The sequence below is a fragment of the Gardnerella bivia genome (assembly GCF_049262715.1).
Taxonomy (GTDB): Bacteria; Actinomycetota; Actinomycetes; order Actinomycetales; family Bifidobacteriaceae; genus Bifidobacterium; species Bifidobacterium vaginale_A.
Genome location: NZ_CP058399.1, coordinates 929,619 through 945,213 on the forward strand (window position 1 = coordinate 929,619; position 15,595 = coordinate 945,213).

General features: G+C 40.0%; 11 protein-coding genes. All 11 read left to right on the forward strand.

Annotation, left to right across the window (positions count from 1 at the left end; all coding sequences use genetic code 11):
• The first annotated feature begins 52 nt into the window (after window positions 1-52).
• The 11 genes from HXT27_RS03745 to tuf all read left to right on the forward strand — a co-directional run bounded on the left by HXT27_RS03745 (window position 53) and on the right by tuf (window position 15,350).
• Entirely contained in the window at window positions 53-1,747 is a 1,695-nt protein-coding gene (locus HXT27_RS03745) for a UDP-N-acetylmuramoyl-tripeptide--D-alanyl-D-alanine ligase (RefSeq protein ID WP_103042890.1), read from the forward strand.
• A complete protein-coding gene (gene mraY, locus HXT27_RS03750) occupies window positions 1,744-2,847 on the forward strand; it encodes a phospho-N-acetylmuramoyl-pentapeptide-transferase (RefSeq protein WP_103042891.1) in 1,104 nt (367 codons plus the stop codon). Before HXT27_RS03745 ends, mraY begins: the two co-directional genes overlap by 4 nt.
• An 87-nt stretch (window positions 2,848-2,934) precedes the next feature.
• Window positions 2,935-4,497 (forward strand): UDP-N-acetylmuramoyl-L-alanine--D-glutamate ligase, encoded by a 1,563-nt coding sequence (murD, locus tag HXT27_RS03755; RefSeq protein ID WP_103042892.1) that lies wholly within the window; start codon window positions 2,935-2,937, stop codon window positions 4,495-4,497.
• A gap of 106 nt (window positions 4,498-4,603) precedes the next feature.
• A complete protein-coding gene (locus HXT27_RS03760) occupies window positions 4,604-6,082 on the forward strand; it encodes an FtsW/RodA/SpoVE family cell cycle protein (RefSeq protein ID WP_103043263.1) in 1,479 nt (492 codons plus the stop codon).
• A 195-nt stretch (window positions 6,083-6,277) separates the two neighbouring features.
• The gene (gene murG / locus HXT27_RS03765; protein ID WP_103042893.1) at window positions 6,278-7,471 is read left to right on the forward strand and encodes an undecaprenyldiphospho-muramoylpentapeptide beta-N-acetylglucosaminyltransferase; all 1,194 of its coding nucleotides are present in this window, start codon (window positions 6,278-6,280) and stop codon (window positions 7,469-7,471) included.
• Window positions 7,472-7,611: 140 nt separating this feature from the next.
• Entirely contained in the window at window positions 7,612-9,198 is a 1,587-nt protein-coding gene (locus tag HXT27_RS03770) for a UDP-N-acetylmuramate--L-alanine ligase (RefSeq protein WP_103043264.1), read from the forward strand.
• Between the two features lie 162 nt (window positions 9,199-9,360).
• Window positions 9,361-10,635: a cell division protein FtsQ/DivIB gene (locus tag HXT27_RS03775; RefSeq protein WP_103042894.1), complete on the forward strand. Its 1,275-nt coding sequence runs from the start codon at window positions 9,361-9,363 to the stop codon at window positions 10,633-10,635.
• A 329-nt stretch (window positions 10,636-10,964) separates the two neighbouring features.
• Window positions 10,965-11,336, forward strand: a complete 372-nt coding sequence (rpsL, locus tag HXT27_RS03780; protein WP_003813881.1) for a 30S ribosomal protein S12 — start codon at window positions 10,965-10,967, stop codon at window positions 11,334-11,336.
• 3 nt (window positions 11,337-11,339) lie between these two features.
• Entirely contained in the window at window positions 11,340-11,810 is a 471-nt protein-coding gene (rpsG, locus tag HXT27_RS03785) for a 30S ribosomal protein S7 (RefSeq protein WP_075523050.1), read from the forward strand.
• A 42-nt stretch (window positions 11,811-11,852) separates the two neighbouring features.
• A complete protein-coding gene (gene fusA, locus HXT27_RS03790; RefSeq protein ID WP_075523051.1) occupies window positions 11,853-13,982 on the forward strand; it encodes an elongation factor G in 2,130 nt (709 codons plus the stop codon).
• Window positions 13,983-14,150: 168 nt separating this feature from the next.
• Complete coding sequence (tuf, locus tag HXT27_RS03795) at window positions 14,151-15,350, forward strand: elongation factor Tu (RefSeq protein ID WP_075523052.1); 1,200 nt, start codon at window positions 14,151-14,153, stop codon at window positions 15,348-15,350.
• Window positions 15,351-15,595 lie beyond the last annotated feature (245 nt).

A 15,595-nucleotide genomic window follows, 5' to 3' on the forward strand; every position in this document is an offset into this window, starting at 1 on the left:
AATAATGCTGATGTATGCCGATACGATGCAAAATCGTTATTAGGAGGATTTGATGAGCTGCACTGAAAGCGCTGATAGTTACAAATCTCATATTGGCATGATGCCTATGAGTGTTAGCGAAATTGCGCAAGCAGTGAACGGTGATGTTCATGTTGATGCGTCTTATGATTGTAATAAAGTTTGCGCTTTTTATACGTGTAGTGATTCTCGGCAAGTACGCGAAGGTTCTGTATTTGTAGCTATTCAAGGCGAGCGTGTAGATGGACATGATTATGTAGATAAAGCTGCAACTGTGGGCGCTTCAGTTGCGATTGTCAACCATTTAGTTTCTGGTGTTTCTTCTTGTTTTCCTCAAATTGTTGTTAAAGATACTGTTAAAGCTTTAGGTTATCTTGCAAAGCATAATATTGAGCGCCGCCGTGAAAGTAGTTCTCCTTTTACGATTATTGGCATTACAGGTTCTGTTGGTAAAACGACTACAAAAGATATGCTTAGAACATTGTTAATGAAGATGGGTGAAACTGTTGCGCCTATTGGTTCATTTAACAATGAAATCGGTCTTCCTTTAACAGCTTTGCGTGTTGGAGAAAACACTAGATTCTTAGTAGCAGAAATGGGAGCTAATCACGTTGGTGAAATCACGTATTTAACTAATATTGCTCCTCCTGATATTGCTATTGTGTTAAAAGTTGGTGTTGCTCATTTAGGTGAATTTGGTTCTGTTGAGCGCATAGCTCAAGCAAAGAGTGAGATTGTAAAAGGCTTAGTTCCTCACGGCGTTGCTGTTTTGAATGCGGATGATAGTCGTGTAGCTGCTATGCAATCTTTAGCTGATGAAGATAAAATACGTTGGTTTGGAATTAAAAATAAAAAATCGCAGTATTGCATTATTGCTGAAGATGTGAGTTTAGATAGCTACGGTTGTGCTTCAGCTGTATTTAAAGAGTTTAATGCATGTGAATCTGGCGTTAGTGAATCTAAGACTACGGAATCTGGTGTTAGTGAATCTAAATCGCATGAATCTAGCCAAAATATCCATCTTTCGTTGCAAGGTGAGCATAATATTATGAACGCTCTTGCTGCTGCTAATGTCGCTAGATATTTTGGAATGAAGTTAAAAGATATTGCTGAAGTTTTGCATAACGTTTCGCATATAAGCCCTCATCGTATGCAAGTTTCAACTGTTTGCAATAATAATAATAATAATCAGTCTTTCACTCTTATTGATGATTCTTTCAATGCTAATCCAGATTCTATGAAAGCTGGAATTGATGGATTATGTGCTTATGAACGTTGTGATAATAATTCGCTATTTCGTATTGCTGTTCTTGGTTCTATGTTGGAACTTGGAAAAGATGAAGATTTTCTTCACGGCAATATTGGCGCTTATGCAGTTTCGCATAAGATAAACGCTATTATTGCAGTCGGCTCTAAGGATTCTAAAGATTTAGATCATTTAGCTGAGTGTATTGTAAATGGAGCATTAAGCTCTTCAAAAAATAATTCGCTTGAAAAATTAGATGATTCTGCATCAAAAACAGAAGTTTTTTTGGTGCATGATACGATTGAAGCAGATAAAAAAGTTTGGTCGCTTGTTGCGCAGCATTCGCGTAGTGTAGTGTTGTTAAAAGGATCTCATGCGTCTGGTTTAAGCGCGTTGGCTGAGAAATGGGATTGTTTGCAATCTTCTAAACAGCAAGAGGTTACTTGCGTTGAATCTTGTAGTCAAATGGAGGTTAAGCGTTGATTGCTCTTATTGTAGGAATCTTAGTGGCTCTGCTTGTAACTATTATCGGAACGCCTCTTTTGATTCGTTTAGTAAATCATTTGCATTACGGTCAATATATACGTCAAGATGGTCCTCAATCTCATAAAGTTAAGCGTGGAACGCCTACTATGGGTGGAGTAGTCATAAACTTGGCTGTTGTTGCAGGATGGTCTGCATCTGCTTTATACCGTTATTTCTCGTCTAATCGTGCTCCTTCGTGGTCTGCAGTGCTCGTGTTATTTGCAATGCTTTCCATGGGTTTGCTTGGGTTTATTGATGATTTTGCTAAAGTTCGTAAAAAGCGTAATTTAGGTCTTTCTGTTGGCGCTAAACTTACTGGCCAAATCATTTTTGCAAGTTTGTATGCTTTACTTTCTCTTATTCTTCCAACTCCTTCTGGATTCTCAAGTGCTCAAATGGGCGTGAGTTTTATTGAGAAGCCATTTTTTGATTTCTCTATTTTTGGAACTTTTATAGGCACAATATTATTTATTGTTTGGGTTAATTTCTTAATAGCTGCTTGGTCTAATGCTGTTAATTTGGCTGATGGCTTAGATGGATTAGCTTCTGGATCTTCAATGATTGCGTTTACTGGTTATGCGCTAATTGCTTTTTGGGAATCGTATCACGTTAAAGGTTCAGTTAGACCAGGATTTTCTTACGCTGTTTCCGATCCGCTTGATTTAACTATTATTGCTGTTTGTGCAGGAGTCGCATGTTTCGGATTCTTATGGTTTAATTCGAATCCTGCTCAAGTCTTTATGGGAGATACTGGCTCTTTGGCTTTGGGTGGATTATTTGCATCACTATCAATTGCTACACATACAGAATTTTTGGCTGTTATTTTAGGCGGATTATTTGTGATTGAAACTATGAGTGATGTTATTCAAGTCGGTTTCTTTAAGCTTACTCATAAAAGAGTGTTTAAGATGGCTCCGATTCATCACCATTTTGAGCTTCTCGGTTGGACTGAAACAAAAGTAGTTGTTCGTTTCTGGATGATTGAGTTTATGTTTGTGCTTTCTGCATTGATGATATTCTATGCAGATTGGGCTGGTCGTACTGGATTATTGATTTGATTGAATCCAAGATTGTCTTTTTAATCGGAAGATAATAATTGGATTGTTGCAATTAGATTGTGTTAGTTAAATGGTTGCAATTTAAGGATGGCAAATATGACATGCGATTTTAGTGATAATTGCAAAGAATTTCCATTTCGCAGAGTTCTTGTTGCAGGTTTGGGTATTTCTGGTCGTGGAGCTGTAGAAGTATTGCATAAAATCGGTGCAAGTCCTATTAGTGTAGATGAAAATAAGCCTGAAGCAGACCTTCATGATTTTAATGCGATAGATTGGTCGAATATAGACGCTGTTGTGACATCTCCTGTATTTAATCCTCGTACTAAGTTTTTGTTAGATGCAAAGAAACACAATATTCCAGTCATGAGCGAAGTAGATCTTGCGTGGCGTATTCGCGTAAAATCTCAAAAAACTAATTCTCCTGCTTTATGGGTTGGTATTACTGGTACTAACGGTAAAACTTCAACTACTGAAATGACTTCATCTATGCTTAGTGCATGTGGTTTTGATGCACCAGCAGTTGGAAACATTGGCCATTCTTTATCTCATGCTGCTTTAGATAAAAGTCATGATGTGCTTTGCGTAGAATTGAGCTCTTTCCAATTGCATTTTACTAATTGTTTGAATCTTGATTGTGCAGCTATAACTAATATTGCTGCAGATCATTTAGATTGGCATGGCTCGATTCAAGCATATGCTGCAGATAAATCTAAAGTTTTTAACGGTGTTAAAAAAGTATTAGTATACAATGCTCAAGATTCTAGGGTTTGTGCTTTAGCTAAGTGCGCGAAGATTGAATCTGGGTGTAAGCGTGTAGGTTTTACGCTTGAAGCTCCTAAAGATGGAGAAATTGGCGTAGAAAATGGTTGGATTGTAGATAAAAGTGGTATTTCGGGTGCTAAGTACGGAGAACCTAAAAACATTGTTCTTATTAAAGATTTGAAACATTTATGTGAGCCAGATGGAACAGTTTATCCTCATTTATTAGCAGATGCTTTAACTGCTTTGGCTTTAACTTTTGGAGTAACAGATAATGTGAGTAAAGCTGTTCAAGCATTGTGTGATTTTACTCCAGGCGGACATAGGATTCAAACTGTTGCAAGTTTTAAGCCAAGTAATTTACGTGCAGAAGATTCGATTCGTTTTGTTGATGATTCTAAAGCAACTAATGCTCATGCTGCATCTGCATCGATATCTAGTTTTTCTAAGAAATCAGTAATATGGATTGCTGGTGGATTAGCTAAAGGCTCTCATTTTGAAGATTTGGTTGCTTCTTCTAAAGAAATCATTAAGGCTGTAGTTGTTATTGGAACAGATCAAAGACCTATTATTGAAGCTTTACGTAAATCTGATTCAAATATACCTGTAACAATAATTGCTCCTGATGCTTCATATTCTCACTCTTATAAAAATGTTGATGATTCTCTTGTAAATGAGATAGAAAATGAGAATATTATTTCTCCTGATTCTTCTTTAGGTCAGGAAGTTATGCACAAAGCTGTTGAGGCTGCTGGAAATTATGCTGAACCTGGAGATGTAGTTCTTATGGCTCCTGCTTGTGCTTCAATGGATCAATTTGTTTCTTATGCGGATCGTGGTAATCGCTTTGCTCAAGAAGCTCAACGATGGGTACAAAATCATGTCAAATAAACGATTTTCTTGCAAGCGTTCTGATAAGAAGAGTTCTAGCGTTGTTCATAGCATAATTAGAAGTATTGTTCGCAATATTGTTTATGCTCTAACGCATGTAATCTCAATGTCTGATTACGTTGAAAGCGATTCTAAAAATTCTAAGTCTTCTAATAAGTCTTCTAATAAGTCTTCTAATAAGTCTTCTCGTTCAGTTAGTAGTGGTTCGTCTTCTACTAATTCTTTTAGTTTGTTCGATAATTCTAATTATCGTAATGGCGGTAATGGTGGCAATGACGCGCAAGAATCATTGAATGACGCGAAGAGCGCGAATGAAGCTGAATCTCAAACTTCATTCAATAATAAAAAATTACAAAAATCAGCTTTTCGTAAATATATAGGAGTTCGTAGTATTTTCAATCCTTTGTGGTGTTTGTATGGATTGAGATTATCTGTTGTACTTCTTTCTGTTTTTGGTGTTTTTATGGTGATTTCTAGTTCATCTATAACGCTTATAAGTAGGAATAATTCACCTTGGGGTAAAGGACTTTGGCAAGCTGGATTTTGCATTGCTGGATTTATTGCTTATTTTCTTTTATCGCGTGTTGTTCCAACTAATTTCTATAGAAAGAAGATTGGACTTATATATATTTTTGCAATCGCAATGCAAATTTTGACGTGGATTCCAGGTATTCGTCACGAAGCTAACGGTAATGCTGGTTGGATTAAAATAGGCTATATTTCGTTGCAGCCTGCAGAGATAACAAAGCTTGCATTATGTATGTGGCTTCCTATGGCGTTGTTGATTGCTGCGAAACGTTATAAGAGTATTGGATTTAAAGCTTATTTTCCTGTTCTTATTGGTTTAGCTTTCCCTGTTCTTCTTATTGTTGCTGGTAAGGATTTAGGTACGGCATTGATAGTAATTTTTATTGCTTTCGTGTCTTTCTACATTGGCGGTTTCCCTACTAAGTGGTTATTTGTTATTGCTGGATTAGCTATTGCAGGCGTGTTGTTGATGATTGTTACAAGTCAAAATCGTATGCGAAGAATTTTTGCTACTTTCTATGGATGCGATGCAAAAGATATTCGTGGCGTTTGTTTCCAGTCTATTCACGCTCAATATGCTATTGCATCTGGCGGTTTTCTTGGTGTTGGTATAGGTAATTCTCGTGAAAAATGGAACTATTTGCCTTATGCTCATAATGACTTTATTTTTGCGATTATTGGTGAAGAAATGGGCTTTTTAGGAGCTTCTATCGTTATTGCATTGTATATAGTTATTGGTTGGTGTTTGATTGCTTCTGCACTGAAAGCTCGTAGTAGGTTTATATCTATAGTTCTTGTGTGTATTGCATCTTGGATTGTTGGGCAAGGCTTAGTTAATATTCTTGTTGTTGTTCAAGTATTGCCTGTTATGGGTGTTCCTATGCCGTTTGTTTCTGCAGGTGGTTCATCGCTTGTGATGTGTCTTGCTGCTATAGGTGTAGCTGATTCTTTAATGAGAGAAAATCTAAGAACGTTGATTGTTTATAATGTTCCGATTTCTGGATTAAAAAAATCTTCTTTAAGTAAAGTTGGAAGTGCTAAAGATTCTGTGCGCTAATGTTGTTAAGTTATTTCAGTAATACTTAGGAATCGCAATGCTTAGGAATCGCAATGCTTAGGAATAGTAATGTTTAGGAATAGTAATGCTTAGGAATCGCAATGCTTAGGAATCGCAAGTAGAATTATTTTAGTGTAAAATATATGCAGTTTTGTTTAGTGTTTCATCGAATTTTAATGTGGATTAGGGGTGTCAATGAAGTCAGATAATGAAAAGCATTTACATATTGTTCTTGCTGGTGGGGGCACTGCTGGGCATGTGAATCCTCTATTAGCTGTAGCAGATGCTATAAAAAATCGCGAAGCTGATGCTTGCATCAGTGTTATTGGTACTTCTGTTGGTTTAGAGAAAGATTTAGTTCCTTCAGCAGGATATGAACTTGATGTTATTGAAAAAGTTCCTTTTCCTAGAAAACCTAATTTAGATGCTCTTAGTTTTCCTTTCAAATGGATACGTGAAAGTCGCAAAGTTCATGATATTTTAACTTCGCGTAAAGCAGACATAGTAGTAGGGTTTGGTGGATATGCGTCTGCTCCTGTTTATGCTCAAGCGCATGCTATGCATATTCCGATTGTAGTTCACGAACAAAATGCTAGAGCAGGTATGGCGAATCGTCTTGGCGCTCGTTGGGCATCTATGGTTGGTTCCGTTTATGAATCAACTGGATTGCAAACTCAAAAAGGTGTTAGTGTTGAACGTGTTGGATTGCCTTTGCGTCCAGCTATTTCACAACTTTGTACACAGCTTTCTGCTGATTGTGATGTTGCTAGAGAGCAAGGAGCTCATAATTTAGGATTAGATCCGAATCGTCCAATTATATTGGTTACTGGAGGTTCTTTAGGAGCTGCAAGTATAAATCGCGCTGTTGCGAATGCGTCAGATGATTTGCTTAAAGTAGCGCAAATAATTCATTTAACTGGTCGTGGTAAAGCTGAATCAGTTCGAGCATTGGTATCTGTTCATGCTGGTTCTTCAAATATAAATGATATTAAGCCTGAACATGCAGGTCTTGGCGATTATCATATAGCTGAATATTTAGAGCGAATAGATTGGGCTTTTGCTTGTGCTGATTTAGTTATATGCCGTTCTGGTGCAGGAACAGTTGCAGAAATTTCTGCTTTAGGTTTGCCTGCAATATATGTACCTTTGCCTATTGGTAATGGTGAGCAGCGTTTTAATGCTGAGCCTGTTGTTGATGCAAATGGTGCAATCATGGTTAATGACGATGATTTTACAGATCAATGGTTAAGAAGTGAGTGCCTAGATTTATTGAACGATAGTAAGCGTCTAGAAGATATGAGAGATAAATCATGGAGATATGGCATTCGCGATGCTGCGGATGTTATGGCGAATAGGATTCTTAAAATAGTTTTAGAAAGTGGAAGATAATTATGAATATTCGTGCAAATTCTACTGGTAGTGTATGCGAAAATTCAGATAAGAATTCAGATAAGCGTTTTGGTGAGAATTCAGATAAGAATTCAGATAAGAATTCATACGAAAATATAGTTAAAAATGTAGCAAAAAATATGAATCCTCAATGTGCAGCTTTTGATCATAATAAAACTGTGTCTTCTTTAGGGCGAGTGCATTTTATCGGTATAGGCGGATCTGGAATGAGCGTACTTGCTCAAATGCTTCATGAAGATGGTGTGGAAGTAACAGGATGTGATCGTGAAGAAAATGATCATACTAAGCATCTTCGTAATTTGGGAATGAAAATATATATAGGTCAATCACCTTCTCATATTCATGAGTCAGATGTAGTTGTGTATTCAAGTGCTATTAAGCCTACAAATAGTGAAATTGTAGAGGCTTTTAATGAAGGTGTGCAAATTGTGCATCGAAGTGATATTTTATCTTTGCTACTTAATGATAAGCGAGGTGTTACTGTTGCTGGAGCACATGGAAAAACAACTACTAGCTCACTGATATCGCATATTCTTTCTAGTAAAGGATTGGGCGATTTAGCAGATCCGAGCTATGCGATTGGTGGCTCTCTTCAAACAGTTAATGGCGCTCCCGCAGATGGCGGTCATGCTGGTTCTGGTTCGATTATGGTAGCTGAAGCAGATGAATCTGATGGTAGTTTTGAAAAGTATCATCCGTATATTGCTGTTGTTACAAATGTAGAAGCTGATCATCTTGATCATTATGGGAATGAAAGAAATTACAGAAAGGCTTTCGTTGAGCATCTTTGCCACGCTGAAGGTCATATAGTTATATGTGCTGATGATGAAGGTGCTAGATCGGTGTTAGAAGAATTACCTGATTCTTCTCTTTCTAAAACAATTGCTTATGGATTGGCAGAAAATTGGCATAATAAAGTGAGCAAGCGTGTGCTAGAAAATGTTTCGTTTGTGAGTATTGAACAAGAGCGTGAGCAAGCTGGTAGTGGTAGAGAAGTATTCTCTTTGATTTTACCGTGTAATCTTTCTAAGCTTTGTGCTTACTCAAATAATGATGAAGCTCTCGAAAATTGTGCTGTTTCAAATAGCGATTCTTACGATAAAACTAGTGTATTTGTTTTACAAGTGAGCTTAATGATTCCTGGATTGCATAATGCGAGAAATGCTACTGCTGCTATTATTTCAGCGATACTTTTAGGCATGGATCCGCACCTTGCAGCACAAGGTGCTTCTGATTTTCGTGGAGCTTCTAGAAGATTTGATATTCGTGGTTGTGTAAATGGTGTTACAGTCGTGGATGATTATGCTCATCATCCTACTGAAATCGAAGCTTTATTGCGAGCTGCTAGAAGAAGATATCCTGATTCTAATATTCGCGTTTTGTTCCAACCTCATCTATTTTCTCGCACTCGCTGTTTTGCGCATGAGTTTGCACATGCATTAAGTCTTGCAGATGATGTGATTGTTACAGGAATTTTCCCAGCACGTGAAAAGCAAGAAGATTTTCCAGATATCCATGCAGAAACTATTGTTCGCGTAGCTAGAGAAGATGGTTTGAAGACTTCTATGCAAGCAGTAGAAGATATGTTTGAAGCTGCAAAGATTTTGAGTGCTCGTGCACAGGCAGGAGATGTACTTTTTACTGTTGGTGCAGGAAGTATTACTAATATGACTTCTGTAATACTTAAATCTTTAGAAAACAGGTGAAGAAATTATAGTTGGTATACTTGTAGGTAGACTTATAAGTAATGTATGAGTGTAAATATCGGTAGTTATTTAAGAATTGCGATTAGACTAAAAAGCAATTAAGTCTGTGAGTGACTCTATAGGTAATTATGTAAACAACACGTATAGATACGTAGGTAAGGTATGGCGCGCAGTATTTTTGGCACATCTAACGATGATTCGCATAAGCGTAAGTCTTCACCTCGCATAGCTGTTTCTCATGAATATGAAGATGAGCTTATTGACGATGAAGATTTGAGTCATAAAAATGTGCGTTCCGTTAAGTCAGCTTCTTCTAAGGTGCGTTCTGCAAAGTCCGCATCCTCTAAGGTGTGTTCCGTTAAGTCTTCGAAATCTTCTAAGTTAAAATCTTCTCGCTCTTCTAGAGAATTACGTTTTGCAGAATCTTCATATAAAACACAAGAAAATCTTGATTCTAAAAAGGTTAGTTCTGCTAAGTCAGCCTCTCCTAAGGTGCGTTCTGCAAAGTCCGCCTCGACTCAATCTATTTCGACTCAATCCATTCCTGTTAAATCTGATTTGGCTGGTCCTAGAACTGAAGAATCGCATTTCGTGGATGCTAGGAAATTAAGTGTAGCTGATTTCGTATCTAAAATACTCTCTAGTACAGCTGGATCGTTGGGGGTTATTTCTAGACCTAAAGTGATTGATTTTAGCGCGCGTAAAAAAGAGAAAAATACAGTCCGTGTTCGTACTTTTGTTATTAGACTGTTTTTAGCAATCCTTTCGATAGGTATAGCAGGATTTTTAATTTGGTTATTGCTATTTTCTCCAGTCTTTTGTTTGGAAAAAGATAATATAACTATTGTTGGTGCTAACGAATGGGTTAGTAAAGAAAAGATTTCAAATATAGCTTCTGGGCAAGTAAATAAGTCGCTATTTTTAGTATCTTCACAAGATGTGATTAAGCAACTTAACGATATTCCTGGTGTAACTGAAGCGAAAGTTGAAAAAGATTTTCCTAAAAGCTTACATATTACTGTATTGTCGCAAAAACCTGCTGCAATGTTAAAGAATAAAGCTAATGGTAATTTAACAGCAGTTGACGTTAAAGGGCGTGTTTTGAACGTTGTAAGTCATGTGTCAATTAGTGGAATACCGGTTATTGAAGTTGACGATGTTGACCATAGTTTAAGCACCAGAGCGATTTTAGAAGCTATTAAAGTTGTAAGTTCAATGCCTGAGTCTTTAAGAATGCAGATTACGAAAGTTAGTGCTAAAACTCAAGATTCAGTTGAAACTGAGCTAGGCGCTTCTCATAGAAATATTGTATGGGGAGATGCGTCTGATTTGAAATTAAAGAATGCTATTGTAGATAAGCTTATAAATGATCCTAGTAAGATTGGCAATAAAACTCAGATTGACGTTTCTGCTCCTACTAGGCCGATTTTAAAGTAAGACTTAAAGTAAGAGTATAAAGTAAGAGTATAAAGTAAGAGTATAAAGTAAGAGTATAAAGTAAGACTTAAAGTAAGATTAAAGATTTTGTCTTAACTTGTTGTATAATAGTAATTCGTGTGTGCCAACGGCGTGCCTTATGTTATAGGTGTGTCTGTTGGGATATCCCAAGCGTTGAAGATAGAGCGCAGTAATGTGTTTCTGGAGATGCGAGGGCCATCGGGCCGGTGGACTGTGGCTTTTACTCTTTAACTGATTCATGCGTTAAGGTGTGCTGCAGTGTGGCGGTTTCACCAAATATAAGATATTAATGAATCGGAGAACTTAAGTTGCCTACGATTGAACAACTCGTCCGTAAGGGACGTCAGGCCAAGCCGAAGAAGTCAAAGACTTTGGCCTTGAAAGGTAGCCCGTTGCGTCGTGGCGTGTGCACTCGTGTGTACACAACCACTCCTAAGAAGCCAAATTCCGCGCTTCGTAAGGTTGCTCGTGTGCGCCTCAGCTCGGGTATTGAAGTAACCGCCTATATTCCAGGCGAAGGTCATAACTTGCAGGAGCACTCCATTGTGCTTGTGCGTGGTGGCCGTGTGAAGGATCTCCCAGGTGTGCGTTACCACATCGTGCGTGGCGCACTCGATACCCAGGGTGTCAAGGACCGCAAGCAGGGTCGTTCCCTGTATGGAGCAAAGAAGGCGAAGTAAAACATGTCACGTAAAGGACCTGCAAAAAAGCATCAGCTGCTTCCTGATCCAATCTACGGCTCGACCGTCGTGGCTCAGTTGATTAACAAAATTCTTCTCGATGGCAAGAAGTCTATCGCAGAAAACATCGTCTACACCGCTCTTGAGCAGGTGAAGGCTAAGACCGAGCAGGAGCCAGTTTCCGTGTTGAAGCGCGCTCTTGATAACATTCGTCCAAGTCTTGAAGTTCGTTCACGCCGCGTTGGTGGCGCAACTTACCAAGTGCCAGTCGAAGTTAAGCCTGCTCGTGCAAATACTTTGTCCCTTCGTTGGCTTACAGACTTCTCACGCGCTCGCCGCGAGAAGACAATGGCTGAGCGTTTGGCTAACGAAATTCTCGATGCTTCTAATGGCTTAGGTGCTTCTGTGAAGCGTCGTGAAGATACCCACAAGATGGCAGAAGCTAATAAGGCTTTTGCTCACTATCGCTGGTAATCCGCAAGATATTCGGTATCGTAAAGAGCTAAGGATAAAATTATGGCACAAGATGTGCTTAACGACCTGAATATGGTTCGTAACATCGGCATCATGGCGCACATTGATGCTGGTAAGACTACTACAACCGAACGTATTCTCTACTACACTGGTAAGAACTACAAAATCGGTGAAACCCATGATGGCGCTTCTACTATGGACTTCATGGCACAGGAGCAGGAACGCGGTATTACTATTCAGTCTGCTGCAACTACATGCTTCTGGAAGCGTCAAACTCATGACATAGATGATCGTTACCAGATCAACATCATTGATACCCCAGGACACGTAGACTTCACTGCTGAAGTGGAGCGTTCTTTGCGTGTTCTCGATGGTGCTGTTGCTGTCTTCGATGGTAAGGAAGGCGTGGAGCCACAGTCTGAAACTGTTTGGCGTCAGGCAGATAAGTACAGCGTTCCACGTATTTGCTTCATCAATAAGATGGATAAACTTGGTGCTGATTTCTACTACTCTGTTAAAACCATTAAGGAAAAGCTTGGCGCTAAGCCACTTGTTATTCAGCTCCCAATTGGCGCTGAGAACGATTTTCTTGGTGTTGTTGATTTGATTCGTATGAAGGCTTACGTCTGGAATGACGTTAAGGACGATATGGGTGCTCACTATGACACCGTTGACATTCCTGCAGATTTGCAAGAACGTGCAGAAGAGTATCGTGCTGAACTTATGGATCAAGTTGCTGAAGCTGATGAAGAGTTGCTTGAGAAGTATCTCGAATCTGGAGAACTTTCTGAAGAAGAAATTCGTTCTGGTATTCGTAAGCTTACTATTGCTCGTGAAGCATTCCCAGTAACTTGCGGCTCTGCATTCAAAGATAAGGGTGTTCAGCCAATGCTGGATGCTGTTGTTGATTTCCTTCCAAGCCCAGAAGATGTTCCATCTATTAAGGGCTTCAAGCCAGGCGATGAATCTGTTGAAATTGACCGTAAGCCAGTTAATACTGATCCATTCGCAGCTTTGGTCTTCAAGATTTCAACTCATCCATTCTATGGCAAGCTCGTGTTCGTACGTGTTTATTCTGGTGAAATTAAGCCAGGCGATTCTGTGTACGATTCTACGAAGTCTAAGAAGGAACGCGTTGGTAAGATCTTCCAGATGCATGCAGATAAGGAAAATCCTGTAGATTCTGCAGAAGCTGGTAACATCTACACATTTGTTGGTTTGAAGAATGTCAGCACTGGTGACACGTTGTGTGACGAGAAGAATCCAATCTCATTGGAATCTATGACATTCCCAGATCCTGTTATTGAGGTTGCTGTTGAGCCAAAGACAAAGGCTGATCAGGAAAAGATGAGCTTGGCGTTGGCTAAGCTTTCTGACGAAGATCCTACGTTCCAGGTTAAGACTGACGAAGAATCTGGTCAGACTTTGATTTCTGGTATGGGCGAACTTCAGCTCGACATTATCGTTGATCGTATGCGCCGTGAGTTCAAGGTTGAAGCGAATGTTGGTAAGCCACAGGTTGCTTATCGTGAAACGATTCGCAAGGCTGTTATGAACCAGGAATACACTCATAAGAAGCAAACTGGTGGTTCTGGTCAGTTCGCAAAGGTTTTGATGAACTTCGAACCTCTCGATACAGAATCTGGCGAAACCTATCAGTTCGTAAATGAAGTCACTGGTGGTCATATCACCAAGGAGTTCATTCCTTCAATTGATGCAGGTGTTCAAGAAGCTATGGAATCCGGCGTCTTGGCAGGCTTCCCAGTGGTTGGAGTTAAAGCAACAGTCACTGATGGTCAGACACACGATGTTGATTCTTCTGAAATGGCATTCAAGATTGCAGGTTCTATGTGCTTCAAGGAAGCTGCACCAAAGGCTCATCCAGTAATTCTTGAGCCAATTATGGCTGTTGAAGTGCGTACTCCAGAAGAATACATGGGTGACGTTATGGGCGATTTGAACTCTCGCCGTGGAAACATTCAGTCTATGACTGACGCTACTGGCGTTAAGGTTATTGATGCGAAAGTTCCTTTGAGTGAGATGTTCGGATACATTGGTGATCTTCGTTCTAAGACTCAAGGTCGCGCAATGTTCACCATGCAAATGGATTCTTACGCAGAAGTTCCGAAGGCTGTTTCGGACGAGATTATTAAAGCACAGCGCGGCGAGTGACGCGCACGCTACTTCGGTGTTTTGTGTCCCCGGTCAACGCTAGAATTCTGTTCGTTGACTGGGTTCTGGCACCGAAGTGGCACCTAACCCAGAAACCCAGTAATATGTAGCGAGATGCTTCACATAAGATTGTGATGCAAACTACTAGACGTCCAGGAGGACAAACACATGGCAAAGGAAAAGTACGAGCGTACTAAGCCGCATGTCAACATTGGTACCATTGGTCACGTTGATCACGGCAAGACTACCCTGACCGCGGCTATCTCCAAGGTGCTGCACAGCGAATATCCTGATTTGAACCCTCAGTATGACTTCGATCAGATTGATGCCGCTCCAGAAGAGAAGGAACGCGGTATTACTATCAACATCGCACACATCGAGTATCAGACTGATGCTCGTCACTACGCTCACGTTGATGCTCCAGGCCACGCCGATTATGTTAAGAACATGATTACCGGTGCTGCTCAGATGGATGGCGCAATCCTCGTGGTTGCTGCTACTGATGGCCCAATGGCTCAGACTCGCGAGCACGTTTTGCTTGCTAAGCAGGTTGGTGTCCCGAAGATTCTCGTAGCTTTGAACAAGTGCGATATGGTTGATGACCCAGAGCTTATCGATCTCGTTGAAGAAGAGGTACGTGACCTCCTCGAAGAAAACGGCTTCGATCGCGATTGCCCAGTCATCCGCACTTCTGCTTACGGTGCTTTGCACGATGAAGCTCCAGATCATGACAAGTGGGTTGAAACCGTTAAGGAGCTTATGAAGGCTGTTGACGAGTATGTTCCAACTCCAGTTCACGATCTTGACAAGCCATTCTTGATGCCAATCGAAGACGTATTCACCATCTCCGGTCGTGGTACCGTTGTTACCGGTCGTGTTGAGCGTGGTAAGCTCCCAATCAACACCCCAGTTGAGATTGTTGGTTTGCGTCCAACTCAGACCACTACTGTTACCTCCATTGAAACCTTCCACAAGCAGATGGATGAGGCTGAAGCTGGCGATAACACTGGTCTTCTTCTCCGCGGTATCAACCGTACAGATGTTGAGCGTGGTCAGGTTGTGGCTGCTCCAGGTTCTGTAACACCACACACCAAGTTTGAAGGCGAAGTTTACGTCTTGACTAAGGATGAAGGTGGCCGTCACTCGCCGTTCTTCACCAACTACCGTCCACAGTTCTACTTCCGTACCACCGATGTCACTGGCGTTATCACCTTGCCAGAAGGCGTTGAAATGGTTCAGCCTGGCGATCACGCAACCTTCACTGTTGAGTTGATTCAGCCAATCGCTATGGAAGAGGGCTTGACCTTCGCTGTTCGTGAAGGTGGCCGTACCGTTGGTTCCGGTCGTGTGACCAAGATTCTTGCCTGATTTTCTTCTATGAATTATCAAGCATAATCGTTAAAGCGATAGCTTAATAAAGACCTCGTGAGTGTGTATTTCACTCGCGAGGTCTTTTTGTATTTTTTGTACTGTATTTTTCGGGAAATAACGGCTCAAATAACACGGGAAAATCACGAGAATGACATGAGAATAAGGCGAGTGCTAGTTTATGAAGTTAATGCATATTTATATTTTTAGGAATTTTTACGAATTATGTATGTAAATTAAATGTT